Source organism: Streptomyces sp. NPDC039609 (assembly GCF_055596705.1).
Genome location: NZ_JBVIUJ010000004.1, coordinates 57,537 through 72,352, shown reverse-complemented (window position 1 = coordinate 72,352; position 14,816 = coordinate 57,537). Strand labels below are relative to the sequence as shown.

The window sequence follows — 14,816 nt, the reverse complement described above, 5'->3', positions numbered from 1 at the left end:
GCCCGGTCGGTGGCGGGTGGCCCGGTCAGTGGTGGGCGAGTACCGGCTGCGGTGTTTCGGCGGGCGCTTCGGCCGGGTCCGGTCGCTGGATGAGGAAGGCCGTGAGGACGCCGATGCCGAGCAGCGCGAGCGCCGTGTACATCGCGTGCTGGTAGCCGGCCTCGGTGGGGCCGCCCGCGTCACTGCCCGCCGTGATCATCGCGGAGGCCAGGGCGATACCGAGCGAGGCCCCGATGCCGAAGCACGCGCCGTTGAGGCCGGAGAGCGAGCCGGGCTTGTCCTTCGGGGCGGTGGTGACGGCGAGACCGTTGAGGCCGGTCAGCATGAATCCGCCGTACGTGACGCCGAGTGCCGCCAGCGAGGCGACCAGGATCCACTCGTTGTGCAGGAAGAACGTCGCGAAGAGGAAGATCGCGAAGTTGGCGACCGCGCCCGTGACGACGATGGTCCGCCAGCCGATCTTCGGACCGAGCCGGCCGGTCAGCGGGGCGGAGATCACGCCGATCAGCTGGATCGGGGTGAGGAAGAGGACGGCGGCGGTGACGGCGGAGAGGCCGAGGCCGACCCTGGCGTCCTGCGAGAAGAGCGGGATCGTGAGCGCGATGGCGCCGAAGGCACCGCCCAGGGTGCAGACCGTGGTGAGCAGTAGCGGCCAGGCGCGGCGCGAGGCGAGCACCTCGATGTCGATGACCGGGTTGGCCGCGGTCCTCTGCGAGACGACGAAGAAGACGAGCGAGGCGAGGCCGCCGAGCAGGAAGCCGAGGGTGAGGACGGAGGTCCAGCCCCAGGCGGCACCCTGGGCGAGGCCGACCAGGATGCCGGTGAGGCCGAGCGCGAGGGCGGCGATGCCGCGGGAGTCGAAGCGGCCGTCGACCGCGGTCGCCGGGACGTCGGGGACGTACTTGCGTACGCCGATCAGGCCCGCGACGGCGATCAGGGTGGAGCAGACGAAGATGCCGCGGAAGCCGATGGTGTCGGCGATCTGACCGCCGGCGATGGCGTCGACACCCGCGAGGCCGCCGTTGACGGCGGTGATGATGCCCGCGGCCTTGCCGAAGCCGGCCGGGGTCAGCAGCTGGTTGAGGGTGAGGAAGGCGAGGGTGAACATCGCGGCCGAGATGCCCTGGAGGACGCGGCCGGCGATGAAGATCTCGATGTTCGGCGCGAAGACGCAGAGCAGGTTTCCGGCGATCAGCACGAAGGCGCAGACGATCATCATCGGCTTGCGGCCGCGCTGGTCGCTGAGGCGGGCGAGGGTGACCTGACCGATGGCCGCCATCAGGAAGAAGAGGGTCTGGGAGAGACCGGCGGCGGCCGTGGTGGTGCCGAGGCGCTCGATGACATCCGGCAGCGCGGGGCTGAGCATGGTGGCGTTGATCTGGTAGCCGAGGACGGCGAGCACCATCGCCAGCAGCATGGGCCCACGGCCCTTGAGGTCGGATGTTGCTGACATGTGGGCCCCTTTGCCGTGGATGTCATGACGATGAACTTTGCTTGTCAGACAAGCAGCGCCCAGACAGAGTGAGTTCTACGCGCGTCACACGTCAAGTCCCTTTGACCTGTGATTCCGAATACCGTTCACTTGCCGACAGGTGGGCGGAGGAGGGGCAGTGGCAGTCAGCGGACAGCAGCGGCGACCGGTCGTGGTGCTCTACGAGCGGATCGCGGACGCCATCCACGACGGCACCTATCCCCCGGGCTCGACCCTCCCCTCCGAGCCCAAGCTCGCCGGCGAGCTGGGAGTGAGCCGCCCCGCCCTGCGCGAGGCACTGCTGCTGCTCCAGGAGGACGGCCTGCTGTCCGTACGGCGCGGGGTCGGCCGGACCGTCAACGACCACCCGCCCCGACGAGGCTTCGAGCACATCCAGCCTCTGGAGGAGCTGATCGGCGCAGGCGCCCCGCTGCGCGTACGGGCGCTGCTGCGGGCGGTCGAGGAGCCGACCGACTTCACCACCCAGCACCTGCTCGCACCGGCCCGGGCGGAGCTGCGCTTCTGGGAGTCCCTGCTGGCCGGAGAGGGTGCGGCGGCTGCCCTCAGCCAGGAGTGGGCAGCGGCCGACGACGTACTGGAGCGGGCCCACCCGGCCTTCGCGGAAGCGCTGCGCGGCCAGTCGGCACCCGAGCGGACCTCGATGCTGGCGGTGCTCACCGGGGCCTCGCGCGGAGTGCCGCTGGGCGCGCACAGCAGTGTGACCGCGACACTGCTGGGACAGCGCCGGGGCGAGCAGCTCGGCCGCCCCGCCGACACCCCGGCGGTCCTGGTCACCCAGGTCGTACGGGTCGGGGACACCCCCGTCCTCGCGGCCAAGCACATGCTCCCGACCGGCGCCCCGGCGCTCCCGGTCCTCCAGTCGAACTGAGCGGGCTTCCCTCCGGAACCAGGCGGGCGATCACCGTCACAGCGTCGCGCCGCCGTCGTGGCGTACACTTCCGCGCCATGCACTTGTCTGACAACCCTGCCGCCCCGCTCAGCACCCCGGCCGCCGCGCCCGTCGCCGAGTGGATCCGCCGCGCGCCGAAGGCCGTCCTCCACGACCACCTGGACGGCGGCCTGCGCCCGGCCACCATCGTCGAACTGGCCCGGGAGTGCGGCTACACCGCGCTGCCGACCGAGGACCCGGCCGCGCTCGCGGTCTGGTTCCGGGACGCCGCCGACTCCGGTTCGCTGGAGCGGTACCTGGAGACCTTCGCCCACACCTGCGCGGTGATGCAGACTCGCGAGGCGCTGCACCGCATAGCGGCCGAGTGCGCCGAGGACCTGGCCGCGGACGGGGTCGTCTACGCCGAGATCCGCTACGCCCCCGAGCAGCACCTGGAGGCCGGGCTGAGCCTCGACGAGGTCGTCGAGGCCGTGAACGACGGCTTCCGCGAGGGCGAGCGCCGCACCGGCGGCCGGATCACGGTCCGCGCCCTCCTCACCGGGATGCGCCACACCGACCGTTCCCTGGAGATCGCGCGGCTCACGGTCGCCCACCGCGAGGAGGGCGTGGCCGGTTTCGACATCGCCGGCGGCGAGATCGGCAACCCGCCGTCCCGCCACCTCCCCGCCTTCCAGCACCTCAAGCGGCACAACTGCCACTTCACGATCCACGCGGGCGAGGCCGTCGGCGCGGAGTCGATCCACGAGGCCGTGCAGGTCTGCGGCGCCGAGCGGATCGGCCACGGTGTGCGGATCACGGACGACATCGCCGAGGACGGCACGCTCGGCCACCTGGCCGCGTACGTCCGCGACAACCGGATCGCCCTGGAGGTCTGCCCGACCTCCAACCTCCAGACCGGTGCGGCCAAGGACTACGCCTCGCACCCCATCGACGAGCTGCGCCGCCTCGGCTTCCGCATCACGCTGAACACGGACAACCGGCTGGTCTCGGGCACCACCATGAGCGAGGAGTTCCAGCACATGGCGGACGCCTTCGGCTACGGCCCCGAGGTCTTCGAGGAGTTCACCGTCGCCGCGCTCGACGCCGCGTTCCTGCCGCTGCCGGAGCGGCAGCGGCTGATCGACGAGGTCGTGCGCCCGGGGTACGCGGCGCTCTGACGCCTTGGGTGTACGCAGCGGCCCCGCACGGTCATGGTCGACCGGGCGGGGCCGTCCCCGTGCCGCGCCGGCCCTAGGCGGGACGCCCCTGGGCGGGACGCCCCTGGGCGGGACGCCCCTGGGCCGGCACGCTCCTACGCCGGTACGAGCGGCCCGCGCGGCGCCATCGCGTCGAGCCGAACCGCACCGTCGAGCAGGGGCGGTCCGGCCGGCCGAGCCGCACCGTCCGCCCGGGTCACGCCGTCGAGCCGCGGCCCCCGGTCGATCCTGGCCTCGATGACAGCCCGGACGGCCGGCCACTCCTCGTCGAGGATCGAGTAGAAGGCGGTGCTGCGCACGGCTCCGTCGAGTCCGCGCGAATGCGCCCGCCGGACCCCTTCGCAGGTCGCTCCGAGGCGTTCGATGGCGGCCCGCGACCGCAGGTTCCGGGCGTCGGCGCGCATCGAGACGCGCCGTACCCCCCACACCTCGAAGGCGTGCCGGAGCATCAGCAGCTTCGCCTCCGTATTGATCCCGGTGCCCTGGGCCTGCGGCGCGAGCCAGGTGTTGCCGATCTCCGCGGCGTCCGGCACCGCGGTGGCCGGATCGCCGTACGGCATCCCGGGCACAGAGGGCCAGACCAGCGGCCCCTGCCAGTAGTCGAGCTCGAGAAACCTCGTCGCGCCCACCACCTGCCCGTCGGCGGTGCTGACGACGGCGAAGGGAAGCGCCCGGCCCGCGGCCTGTTCGGCCAGGGCACGTTCGAGATAGATCTCCGCCGCATCCAGATTGTGGGGGACGGGCGTGAACGCGTACGTCGTACGGTCCTCGGAGCCGGCCGCGGCGATCGCGGCGGCGTGCTGTGGTGCGAGGGGTTCCAGCCGTACGGTGCGGCCGGACAGCACAACGGGAAGTGGCACGGGGCCTTCGGTCCTTCTGCGAGTGGGAGCTGCCCCGCGCCGACGTCACGGCGCGAAGGCGGTGGCACAGTCTCCGTCCCGCTGCCCACAGAGTGGGAAAAGAACAGGTAAAGAACGACCGAAGGTCGCGTGAATCCACCCTTATGGCTGCTACCCCACCTGGCCCTTGACAACGGGCAGCTCCAGGGTGCCGGTGTCCTCGGGTGCGGCGGTGACGGTCACCGGCTTGATGCCCCGGTTCCCGGAGTACGCGTCGTCACTGGCGGCGATCACGAATTCGAGCCGGTGACCCGTCTCGTAGCGGTGCACGATGCCCGGCAGCTCCACCGTGAAGGGGCGGGTCGCGTCCGGTACCCGTACCGGCGCCACGAGCCGGTTGACCAGGGTCTTCGTTCCGTCCGGGGCGATGTCGTAGACCTTGGCGAAGAGCACGAGCTTGTCGGCGGCGTCACCGGAGTCCTGGACGCGCTCGGTCTTCGGGGAGACGACCCGCAGCGTGGCCTTCGGCGAGCCGACGACGTCGACGGGGGCGGTCAGCGGGGCACTGGTCCAGCCGAGATAGGTGCCCTTGATGTCGTACGGGCGGGGGTCGGGCAGGCCGAGGAGTCCTGTGAGCGAGGACTCCGAATGGCTCGTGGGGACCAGCCAGTTGCTGTACTCGCGCGAACCACGGGCGACCTCGGCCCGCTTGTCGACGAGCTTCCCGTCCCCGGAGAGGTAGAGCTTCCGGCTGAGTGCGGGGACCCGGGCCGCGGTGCCGTAACCACTCGCCCAGGAGCGGTAGTAGGCGAACTCGGCGCCGGTGTCGGCCTTGCCGTTGCCCCGCAGATACCGGTCGAACCAGGTGAGGACGCGCTGTCCGACGTAGCTGGTCTCCAGATTGCCCTGGCCGAGGTCGAGTTCACCCGGCGCCTGTCCGCCGCTGTGTCCCCACGACTGCCAGATCATCTTGGTCTCGACGCCCCGCGCCTGGAGCCGCTCGTAGGTGTCCTGGGCCTCGTTGAGGTTGAAGAGACTGTCGGACTGGCCCTGGACGATCAACGTGGGCGCCTTGACGCGGTCGAGGTACGAGACCGGGGAGACGCTCCGGGCGAAGTCGAGCATCTTCTTGGTGTCCGCGTCACGGTAGCGGCCGGAGTTGAGCAGCCGGACGGTGTCGCAGGCGTCGGTGACGAAGTGCAGACAGCCGAGGCGGTTGATCCGGGAAGGGTCGAGGGAGGGAACGAGCAAGGGCTGCCCCTCCCCCATCAGGTAGAAGCCGTTGGCCCACTGCCATTTGAAGACACCGGGGGTCGCGCGGTCGGCACCGTTCGGGGCGAGGGAGTAGGCGAGGTCGTTCCAGGTGATGAGGGGGACGAGCGCGTCGAGCCGGGGGTCGACGGAGGCGGTGGCGAGCTGGATGGCGCCTCCGTAGGAGCCGCCGACCATGCCGACGCGCGGGTCGCCGGCGCCGTCCTTGACGACGAAGTCGGCGCGGGTGCCGTCGTCGGCGGCCCGGGTGCCGCCGAGGAAGTCGACGAGCCGGGTGGCGGCCTGTCCGTCGATGCGGGGGTCGTCGAGGGAGATCAGACAGCCGGACTTCCCGAAGCCGAGCCCGGAGTAAACGAGCCCGACGTAGCCCCGGGCGGCGAACGCCTTGCCGATGGCGTCGGTGGACCCGTCCGCCTTGCTCCCGCCGAACCCGTTGGTGGCGAGCACGGCGGGCGCCGGGTGCGTAGCGTCCACCCCGGCCGGGCGGTAGAGGTCGGCGTCGATCACACAACTACGGCCGCCCGCCTCGACGGTGAAGCTCAGCGGGGTGACGGTGTACGGGCCCGATTCGGCCGCACTCGCCAGGCCGGCGAGTGCGAGGGGCACGGCCAGCGCCGAACTCGCGGCCAGAGCAAGGAGCTTGCGGGACAGCGGTAGCGCACGGGACACGGACACGGGGCCTCCACGCTGAGGATACCGACTGGTAAGTATCGATCCGGGCCCATCGTGTGACACGTGTCAGATCTCCGTCAACGCGTCTGACAAGGGTTGTTGACGGAGATTCAGTGAAGGTCGGAGAGCACCCCTGCACGCAGGCGCGCCCGGCGAGGCCGGCTCACCGCAGCGCCGGCACGTCCAGCGTCAGCGTCCCCGCCTCCGCGTCCAGGACGCCCGGCACGCCGAGGGGGAGGGTCAGCGCCGTCTCGCTGTGGCCGAAGCCCATCTCCTCGACCACCGGGACTCCGAGGCCGCCGAGCCGGTCGACGAGGACCGCCCGGACCGCCTCGTAGGGGCCGCACTCCTCCCACGAGCCGAGGCCGATGCCCGCGACGTCGTCCAGCCAACCGGAGCGCAGCAGTTGGGTGAGGATGCGGTCCAGTCGGTACGGCTCCTCGCCCACGTCCTCCAGGAGCAGCAGGCCCCCGCGGGCCGAGGGGCGGGCGTGCGGGGTGGCGAGGTCGGCGGAGAGGAGGCTCACACAGCCGCCGAGGGTGACGCCGTGCGCCCGGCCCGGGACCATGGCCCGGGCGGTGTCCAGGCCGAGGGTCCGCACGGACTCGGGCTCGAAGAGGGTGGCGCGCAGGGACTCCTGGGTGCGGGGGTCCTTGAGGAAGGCGGCCGCGGCGGCCATCGGCCCGTGCAGGGTGGCGAGTCCGGTGCGGACGGCGAACGCCTCGTGCAGGGCGGTGACGTCGCTGTAGCCGACGAAGACCTTGGGGCCCGCGGCCCGTATCGCCGCCCAGTCGATCAGGTCCACCATCCGCTGGACGCCGTAGCCGCCGCGCGCACAGATCACCGCGGAGACCGCGGGGTCGCACCAGGCCTCCTGGAGGTCACGGGCGCGATTCCCGTCCGCACCGGCGAGGTAGCCCAACTCCGGGTGGACGTCCAGGACATGGGGTGCGACGACCGGTTCGAGGTCCCAGCCGCGCAGGATGTCGAGACCCGCCGCGAGCCGCTCCTCCGGGATCGGTCCGCTGGGCGCGACGACGGCGACGCGGGCGCCGGGCCGAAGTCGCGGGGGACGGTTCAGCGGGGTCACGGTCACTTCTTCAGCTCCAGGAGCGGGACGTCGGAGCGTGCGATGCCGAAGGTCTGTGCGTACAGGGAGAGTTCGGCTTCCAGGGCCCGGATCATCGTCTCGGCCCTCCGGAAGCCGTGGCTCTCGCCCTCGAAGGCGATGTACGCGTGCGGCACCCCGCGTCCCGCCATCCGTCCCAGGAACCGTTCGGCCTGCGCGGGCGGGCAGATCACGTCGTCGAGTCCCTGGAGCAGCAGGAAGGGCGCGGAGATCCGCTCGACGTGGTCGAGCGGCGAGCGTTCCCGGTAGCGGGCGGGCACCTCGGCGAGCGGGCCGATGAGCGACTCCAGGTACTGGGATTCGAAGTCGTGGGTCTCGTCGGTGGCCCAGCCCAGCAGATCGAGGATCGGGTAGATGATCGTGCCGCAGGCGTACACCTCGGAGGTGACGAGCGAGGCGGCGGTGGTCCAGCCGCCGGCGCTGCCGCCCCGGATCGCGAGCCGCGCCGGATCGGCGGTCCCCTCGGCGGCGAGCGCCTCGGCGACGGCGGCGCAGTCCTCGACGTCGACGACGCCCCACTGTTCGCGCAGCCGCTCGCGGTACTCCCGTCCGTAGCCGGTGGACCCGCCGTAGTTGACCTCGGCGACGCCGATGCCCCGGGAGGTGAAGTAGGCGATCTCCAGGTCGAGGACGAGCGGAGCGTGCCCGGTCGGCCCGCCGTGCGCCCAGACCACGTAGGGCGGAAGCTCCTGGCCGGGGGCGATCCGGTCGGGGTTGTGCGGCGGGTAGACGTGGGCGTGGATCTCGCGGTCGTCGGGGCCGGTGAAGGTACGGATCTGGGGTTCGGGGTAGTACGCCGGGTCGACGGGGTCGTCGTGGGCCGCTCCGATGACGCGGGCCCGGCCGGTACCGGTGTCCAGCTCCACGACCTCGTAGGCGCTGCGCGGGCTGGCGGCGACGCCGACGACCCGGCTGCCGTGCACGGCGAGAGTGGCGGCCCACTCGGTCCAGGGGCCCGCGGCGTCGACGAGTTCGCCGCTCTCGGGGTCGAGTATCCCGAGCGCGGTGGCGCCCTTGCCGTGGATGACGGCGACGAGGCCGTTCTCCAGCGGATGGAACCAGCTGAGGCCGATCTTCCACAGCGGTCCGCCGAACTCCTCGGGGCGCGGGCAGAGGGCGACCGGCTCACCGTCGCCGCCCTCCGCGGGCCGGTAGAGGTTCCACCAGCCGCTGCGGTCGCTGGCGTACAGGAGCCGTCCGTCGGCGGTCCAGCCGACCTGCGGCACCGATTCCTCCGGCCCGCCGGCGACGGTCCGCGCGCCGTGGAGGGTGCCGTCGGCCGTGATTCCGGCGACGAGCACCTCGGTGCCGTCCCAGGGCATCCGTGGGTGGTCCCAGGCGATCCAGGCGGCCTGTCGTCCGTCCGGGGAGAGCCGGGGGCCGGTGACGAACCGGTGGCGTCCGTCGGAGAGTTCGCGTACGGCGCTGCGGTCGTCGGCCGCCGAACCGTCGAGGGGCACGGCGGCGAGGACGCGGCGTACGTCGGTGGGCGCGGGTCCGGTGAACTCCTCCAGGACGCACCAGACTTCGCCGCGATCGGGGTGGATCACCGGATCGGCCCAGCGCAGCCCTCCGCCGACGGTGGAGACGGGGGTGAGGGGCCGGGGCTCGGCGCCGGGAGCGGCGTCGGGTGCGTATGCGTAGAGACGCTGGTCGGGGAAGTGGCTGAACACCACGAGCGGTCCGTCGTCCGCGCGGGCCAGGGCCGCCCAGGGCTGTCCGCCGTACTCGACGACCCGGCTGCGGACGTTCCACGGGGCGGGGAGCAGCGACTCCTCTGTGCCGTCGGCGCGTCGGCGGACGAGCGCACGCCGACCGCCCTCGGTGGGCCGTGGCGCCGTCCACCACACCTCGTCGCCGACGACGCCGACGTACTCGGGGCGCCCGTCGTGCCGGGCGGCGAGCGCCGCGTCGATCGGGGAGGGCCAGGTGCCGTAGGCGCCTGTCGGTACCATCTCGACTCCCCTTACGCGGACTTCAGGTAGTGGTCGAGGACGCGGACGCCGAAGTGCAGGGCGTCGACGGGGACGCGCTCGTCGACTCCGTGGAACAGCGCCGCGTAGTCCAGGTCGGGGGGCAGCTTCAGCGGCGAGAAGCCGTAGCCGGTGATACCGAGCCGGGAGAACTGCTTGGCGTCGGTGCCGCCCGACATGGCGAACGGGACGACGTGGCCTTCCGGGTCGAAGTGCTCCACGGCGGCGCGCAGTCGGGCGAAGGTGGGTGAGTCGACGGGGGCTTCCAGGGGGACTTCCCGGTGGTGGAACTCCCACTCGACGTCGGGCCCGGTGAGGCGGTCCATCGTCTCGGTGAACTCCTCCTCGCCGCCCGGCAGCATCCGGCCGTCGACGTAGGCGACGGCGTGCCCGGGGATCACGTTGACCTTGTAACCCGCGTCCAGCATCGTCGGGTTGGCGCTGTTGCGGACCGTCGGTTCCACCAGCGCGGCGGCCGGGCCGAGCTTCTCCAGCAGCAGGTCGACGTCGAAGCCGGCCGCGTCGACGTCGGTCTCGATGCCGTACAGCGCGGCGAGTTCGGTGAGTGCCGCCCGTACGGTCGAGGTCAGGTGGAGGGGCCAGGGATGGGCGCCGATGCGGGCGACGGCTCCGGCGAGGCGGGTGACGGCGTTGGCCGTGTTCACCTTCGAGCCGTGTCCGGCCCGGCCGTGTGCCGTGAGCTTGACCCAGGCGGTGCCGCGTTCGCCGGCGGCGATCGGGTAGAGGGTCATACCCGGGGTCGGGTGGAAGCTGAACGCCCCGGATTCGCTGATGCCTTCGGTGCAGCCCTCGAAGAGCCCGGGGTGTTCGTCGGCGAGGAAGCCCGAGCCGTCCTCGGCGCTCGCCTCCTCGTCGGCGGTGTAGGCGAGGACGATGTCGCGGCGCGGCCGGATCCCCTGGCGGGCCCAGGAGCGGACGACGGCGAGAACCATCGCGTCCATGTTCTTCATGTCGACGGCGCCGCGCCCCCAGACCACGCCGTCGCGGACCTCTCCGGAGAAGGGGTGCACGGCCCAGTCGGCGGGCTCCGCCGGGACGACGTCGAGGTGGCCGTGGACGAGCAGCGCGTCGGCGGAGGGGTCGGTGCCCTCGATGCGCGCCACCACGTTGGTGCGGCCGGGGGTCCGCTCCAGCAGGACGGGTTCCAGGCCGGCGGCGGCGAGGCGTTCGGCGACGTACTCGGCGGCGGGCCGCTCGCGGCAGTCGCCGCCGCCGCGGTTGGTGGTGTCGATGCGAATGAGTTCGGAGGTGAAGGTCACCACCTCGTCGAGCGCCGTGGCGTCCGGCTCTCGGCCCTGCTCAGCCATACTGCTCCTCCACCGCCGCGGAGACGATCGTGGTGACCGCCTTGAACGTGCGAATGCACTCGTACATCGTCCCGCTGGTGTACGCGACCCGGCGCTCGCCGTTCCGCGCCACGCCCGGCACGACGGTCGCGGAGCCGGCCAGATGCTCGGCGTCGAACTCCAGCTCCACCGTGAACGGTCCACCCCGCACCGGCTCGTGCCGTACGGCGAGGGCGGCCGCGGACTGGGCGGCGGCCCGGATCTCGCTCGCCGTACGCTTCGGGGTCCGGCACACCGCCGCGTACCGCGAGACGTAGTCCTTGACGGCGACCTTGCGTGCCTCGGGTGCGTATCCGAGGGCGTCGTCGCAGGTCAGGTCGTCGCCGGTGACGAGGACGACGGGCACGCCGTACTCCGCGACGACATGGGCGTTCAGCAGTCCCTCGCTCGCCCGCTCGCCGTCGAGCCACACGCCGGTGATGGAGTTGGCGAGGTAGGTGTGCGCGAGGACGCCTTCGGTTCCGGCGCCGGTGTGGTAGCCGACGAACGCGATGCCGTCGACGTCCCCGTGCTGCACCCCTTCGACCATGGAGAGGGTCTTGTGCCGCCCGGTAATCATCTCGGCCCGCTCGTCGAGCTGTTCGAGCAGCAGGTTCCGCATGCTCCAGTGGGCTTCGTTGATCAGCACCTGGTCGGCGCCGCCGTCGAAGAATCCGAGGACCGCCGCGTTGACGTCCGAGGTGAACATGGACCGGCACCGTTCCCACTGGGGTGTCCCGGGGAGGACGTCGCCGGGCCAGGTGACGCCGGTGGCGCCTTCCATGTCGGCGCTGATCAGGATCTTCACGAAACCCCTGTCCCCTCACGTGCGGTGACGACGACGCTCATGCCGCGTCACGTTACGCCCCGGGGAAGGGCCAGGCCAGGACCTCGGAAAGGAATAATGGTCTAGACCTCTACCAGGGCGCGGCGGCGCCCCAACTCGGGCAGGAGCGACAGCAGACCGAGGACGGCAAGCACGGCGCCCAGCCAGAGCGGCGAGCGGAGTCCGTACGCGCCGACGAGTATCCCTCCGGCGGAGGAACCGATGATGACGCCGAGGGTGATGAACGAGGAGTGCACGGTGTTCACGAGCGGTCCCGCGTTGCCCGCCCGCTGGACGCGGGTCACCATGGCCGGGTTCATGGTGACACCCACCAGGCCGATGCCCGTCATGAGGACCACGGCGGCCGCACCGACATCGGCCAGCAGGGCGAAGCCGGTCAGGAACAGGGCGTTGAGGGCGAGGCCCGCGACCTGCACGCCGACGGTGCGACGGTCCGCGAGACGGCCGACGACCGTGTTGCCGATCACCGTGGCGGCGCCGTAGGCGATGAGCAGGACGGGTACGGCCCCCTCCTCGAAGCCGGTCACCTCGGTGAGGATCGGGTTGAAGTAGCTGAAGGCGGAGAAGGTGGCGCCGATGATGAGGGTGCTGGTGGCGAGCGCCGGCCACAGGCGAGGCCTGCGGAAGACCCGTACCTCGTCCCGGAAGGAGGCGCCTGCGGCACCGGGCCGCTCGAGGCGCGGGACGCCCACGAGCACGGCCGCGGCGGCGAGCACGGTCAGCGCGGTGATGGCCCAGAACGCGGCGCGCCAGCCGAGGTGCCCGCCGATGAAGGTCGCCATCGGCAGCCCGAGCAGCGTGCCGAGCATCAGTCCGTTCATCGCCACGGCGATGGCACGGCCGCGTGCCTCCTCCCGGGTGAGCGCGGAGCAGACCGAGATGGCGACGCCGAAGAAGGCCTGGGAGGCGACGCCGGTGATGACGCGGGCCACGACCATCGCGCCGTACGAGGTGGCGGTCGCGGCCAGCAGATTACCCGTCAGGAAGACACCGAAGAGCACCAGGAGTGCGGGCTTGGGACGCAGCTTCAGCACCGCGACGGTGAGGAAGGGGCCACCGGCCGCCATGGCGACGGCGAAGACGGTGATGAGGTAACCGACCTGAGGGATGGTCACGTCGAGCCCGGCCGCCATCTGCGGCATGAGGCCCGCGACGACGAACTCGCTGGTAACCATGGCGAAGATGCCGATGGCCAGTACGTACACGGCGCGTGGCACGTGGTTCACGTCCTTCGTTGTTCGGGAGCAAGTTTTGGACTGATCAGTACGAAATGAGGGCACGCGCAGCCACGAAGGGGCGTTCGACCACGGAGGGGCTTGGCGCGCGGCAGGTCAAGCGGTCAGGGCGTCCAACGCGATGGCGGCGATGGACTCGATGACGGCGCGGTCGGCGCCGTTCTGCGCGGAGACGCGCATCCCGGCGACGGCGGCGTTGAAGAACCGCGCGAGCTCGTCGGCCCGGCGATGCCGCGAGAGGACGCCGGCACTCTGACCGGCGGCGATGGTCGCGGCGAGCGCCACGAGCCGGCGCTCCTGGTCCCGCCCGAGGAGCGCGGCGGCCTGGGGGTCGCGACCGGAGAGTTCGACCGTGCTGTTGACACCGAGGCAGCCGATGCCGATGCCCGCCCGCCGATGGGTCTCCTCCATCTCGACGACCGACGCCATGACACCCTTCAGGCGGTCGACGGGCGAGAGGGTCTCGTCCTCCAGGAGTGCGAGCTGACTGCTCGTGGTCATCTCGGTGTAGCGCGCGAGCGCCCGCAGGAACAGCGCGTGCTTGCTCACGAAGGTGTTGTAGATACTGCTGCGGCCCAGGCCGGTCGCCTCGCACAGATCCTGGGTGGAGGTGGCTTCAAAGCCCTTCTCCCAGAACAGGTGCATCGCGGCGTCCAGGGCGCGCGCCTCGTCGAACATCCTCGGGCGTGCCATGGCAGTACCGTAGCAGGTATTGGACCGATCGGTTCAATATCGAATTCGGGCGATACCCCGCCAACAGGCGCGTATAGGCTTGCGGGCGCAGTTCTCCCTCCCCGAACCCCCGACCGTCAGGAGACCTCTCGGTGACCACCGCGTTCGCCCCTTCCGAGCCCGCCGACGCCACCGCCGACGCCACCGCCGGGACCATCGAGGTCCCCGAGGCCCGCGAGGCGACCGACTTCGTCGTCCAGGACGTACCCGACGCGGTCGTCCGGGACGCCCGGGAGTTCGGGGTCTACGCCCGCACCGGCGGTTGGGCCTTCGCGTTGAAGGTGGCCCGGAGCGTGCGCCCGGGCGGGCAGGCGGCGGAGGACTCGCCCAAGGTGTCGGCGAAGGCCTTCGCCGAGCTGGCCGAGTGCTCCCCCGAGCGGGTCATGCGGTACTACAGGGCCTGGGACATGGCCGCCGACGACGGGCTCGTCCCGCAGTTCGAGGCGCTGGTGCCCGGTGAGGACATCGAGCTGCCGGAGGCCGACGTCTGGCTGTCGTACTACTCCTCCCGCTCCAGCGCCTCCTCGGTGCGCGGACACGCGATCACCGCCGCGGCGGAGGCCGAGGGCATCCGGCCGACGAAGGCGCTGGAGGTCGCGGAGAACCCGACCGCCCTGCGTGCCGCGATCCTCGCCGACCCCGGCACGGCCGAGGCGGCGCGCAGCGCGCTGCTCGACCGGATGAAGGAGGACCCGGCGCTGCAGACGGGGATGGCCCGCGCCATCGCGCGGACCGATGAGCTGAAGAAGGCCGTGGCCGGCGAGGCCAAGGCGGCCGACCGGATCGGCTACGTCCGGCAGATCGTCGAGAAGGGCCAGGTCCGCACCCCCGCCGGACAGACCGTGGAGGCGCCCGCCGCGGTGCGCGCCGAGGCGGAGCGGCACCTCTCCCTCATCGACGAGCTCGACGACTCCGAGGAGACGGGCGAGTGGGCCGGCGAGGCCTACGAAGCCGTGAAGGGCATGGTCGCCGAGGCCGTCGAGGCGGACCCGGCGCTGCGCGTCCAGGAGCGGCGTACGAAGTTCTACAACAGCCTGCAGAAGGCCACGAAGGTCTTCGAGGAGCTGACCCTCGACGAGGTCCTGGAGGAGGACGTCCTCGAGGACGACATGCTCCAGCGCCTCGAAGCCCTTCAGGAGGCGATCGGCAGCTGCATCAGCGCGCTGCGCAAGGCGACCGACGCCTCCTCCTGAT

The 14,816-nt window shown here is 71.7% G+C and carries 12 protein-coding genes; 3 read left to right on the top strand and 9 right to left on the bottom strand.

Annotated features, from left to right (window positions below):
* Positions 1–25: 25 nt before the first annotated feature.
* Positions 26–1,453 carry an MFS transporter gene (locus tag ACZ561_RS12535; RefSeq protein WP_470993156.1) on the bottom strand — a complete coding sequence of 476 codons (1,428 nt, stop codon included), beginning with the start codon at positions 1,451–1,453 and terminating at the stop codon, positions 26–28.
* Positions 1,454–1,610: 157 nt separating this feature from the next.
* Between ACZ561_RS12535 and ACZ561_RS12530 the strand changes: the two genes are divergently transcribed.
* Positions 1,611–2,360, top strand: a complete 750-nt coding sequence (locus ACZ561_RS12530) for a GntR family transcriptional regulator (protein ID WP_470993153.1) — start codon at positions 1,611–1,613, stop codon at positions 2,358–2,360.
* Positions 2,361–2,437: 77 nt separating this feature from the next.
* Complete coding sequence (locus ACZ561_RS12525; RefSeq protein WP_470993150.1) at positions 2,438–3,538, top strand: adenosine deaminase; 1,101 nt, start codon at positions 2,438–2,440, stop codon at positions 3,536–3,538.
* Positions 3,539–3,672: 134 nt separating this feature from the next.
* Here the strand turns inward: ACZ561_RS12525 and ACZ561_RS12520 are convergent, their stop codons facing one another.
* From ACZ561_RS12520 to ACZ561_RS12485, 8 genes are all read right to left on the bottom strand, one after another.
* Positions 3,673–4,437, bottom strand: a complete 765-nt coding sequence (locus ACZ561_RS12520; protein WP_470993147.1) for a GNAT family N-acetyltransferase — start codon at positions 4,435–4,437, stop codon at positions 3,673–3,675.
* A gap of 150 nt (positions 4,438–4,587) precedes the next feature.
* Positions 4,588–6,357: a CocE/NonD family hydrolase gene (locus ACZ561_RS12515; RefSeq protein ID WP_470994406.1), complete on the bottom strand. Its 1,770-nt coding sequence runs from the start codon at positions 6,355–6,357 to the stop codon at positions 4,588–4,590.
* A gap of 166 nt (positions 6,358–6,523) precedes the next feature.
* Positions 6,524–7,456 (bottom strand): S66 peptidase family protein, encoded by a 933-nt coding sequence (locus ACZ561_RS12510; protein WP_470993144.1) that lies wholly within the window; start codon positions 7,454–7,456, stop codon positions 6,524–6,526.
* Positions 7,453–9,444 (bottom strand): S9 family peptidase, encoded by a 1,992-nt coding sequence (locus tag ACZ561_RS12505; protein ID WP_470993141.1) that lies wholly within the window; start codon positions 9,442–9,444, stop codon positions 7,453–7,455. The genes ACZ561_RS12510 and ACZ561_RS12505 overlap by 4 nt, the downstream gene beginning before the upstream one ends.
* A gap of 11 nt (positions 9,445–9,455) precedes the next feature.
* Complete coding sequence (locus ACZ561_RS12500; protein ID WP_470993139.1) at positions 9,456–10,790, bottom strand: M20/M25/M40 family metallo-hydrolase; 1,335 nt, start codon at positions 10,788–10,790, stop codon at positions 9,456–9,458.
* The gene (locus tag ACZ561_RS12495) at positions 10,783–11,616 is read right to left on the bottom strand and encodes a M55 family metallopeptidase (protein WP_470993136.1); all 834 of its coding nucleotides are present in this window, start codon (positions 11,614–11,616) and stop codon (positions 10,783–10,785) included. The genes ACZ561_RS12500 and ACZ561_RS12495 overlap by 8 nt, the downstream gene beginning before the upstream one ends.
* A gap of 101 nt (positions 11,617–11,717) precedes the next feature.
* The gene (locus ACZ561_RS12490; RefSeq protein ID WP_470994404.1) at positions 11,718–12,872 is read right to left on the bottom strand and encodes an MFS transporter; all 1,155 of its coding nucleotides are present in this window, start codon (positions 12,870–12,872) and stop codon (positions 11,718–11,720) included.
* A 114-nt stretch (positions 12,873–12,986) separates the two neighbouring features.
* Positions 12,987–13,583, bottom strand: a complete 597-nt coding sequence (locus tag ACZ561_RS12485; RefSeq protein WP_470993133.1) for a TetR/AcrR family transcriptional regulator — start codon at positions 13,581–13,583, stop codon at positions 12,987–12,989.
* A 194-nt stretch (positions 13,584–13,777) separates the two neighbouring features.
* Between ACZ561_RS12485 and ACZ561_RS12480 the strand changes: the two genes are divergently transcribed.
* Positions 13,778–14,815, top strand: a complete 1,038-nt coding sequence (locus tag ACZ561_RS12480; protein ID WP_470994402.1) for a hypothetical protein — start codon at positions 13,778–13,780, stop codon at positions 14,813–14,815.
* Position 14,816 lies beyond the last annotated feature (1 nt).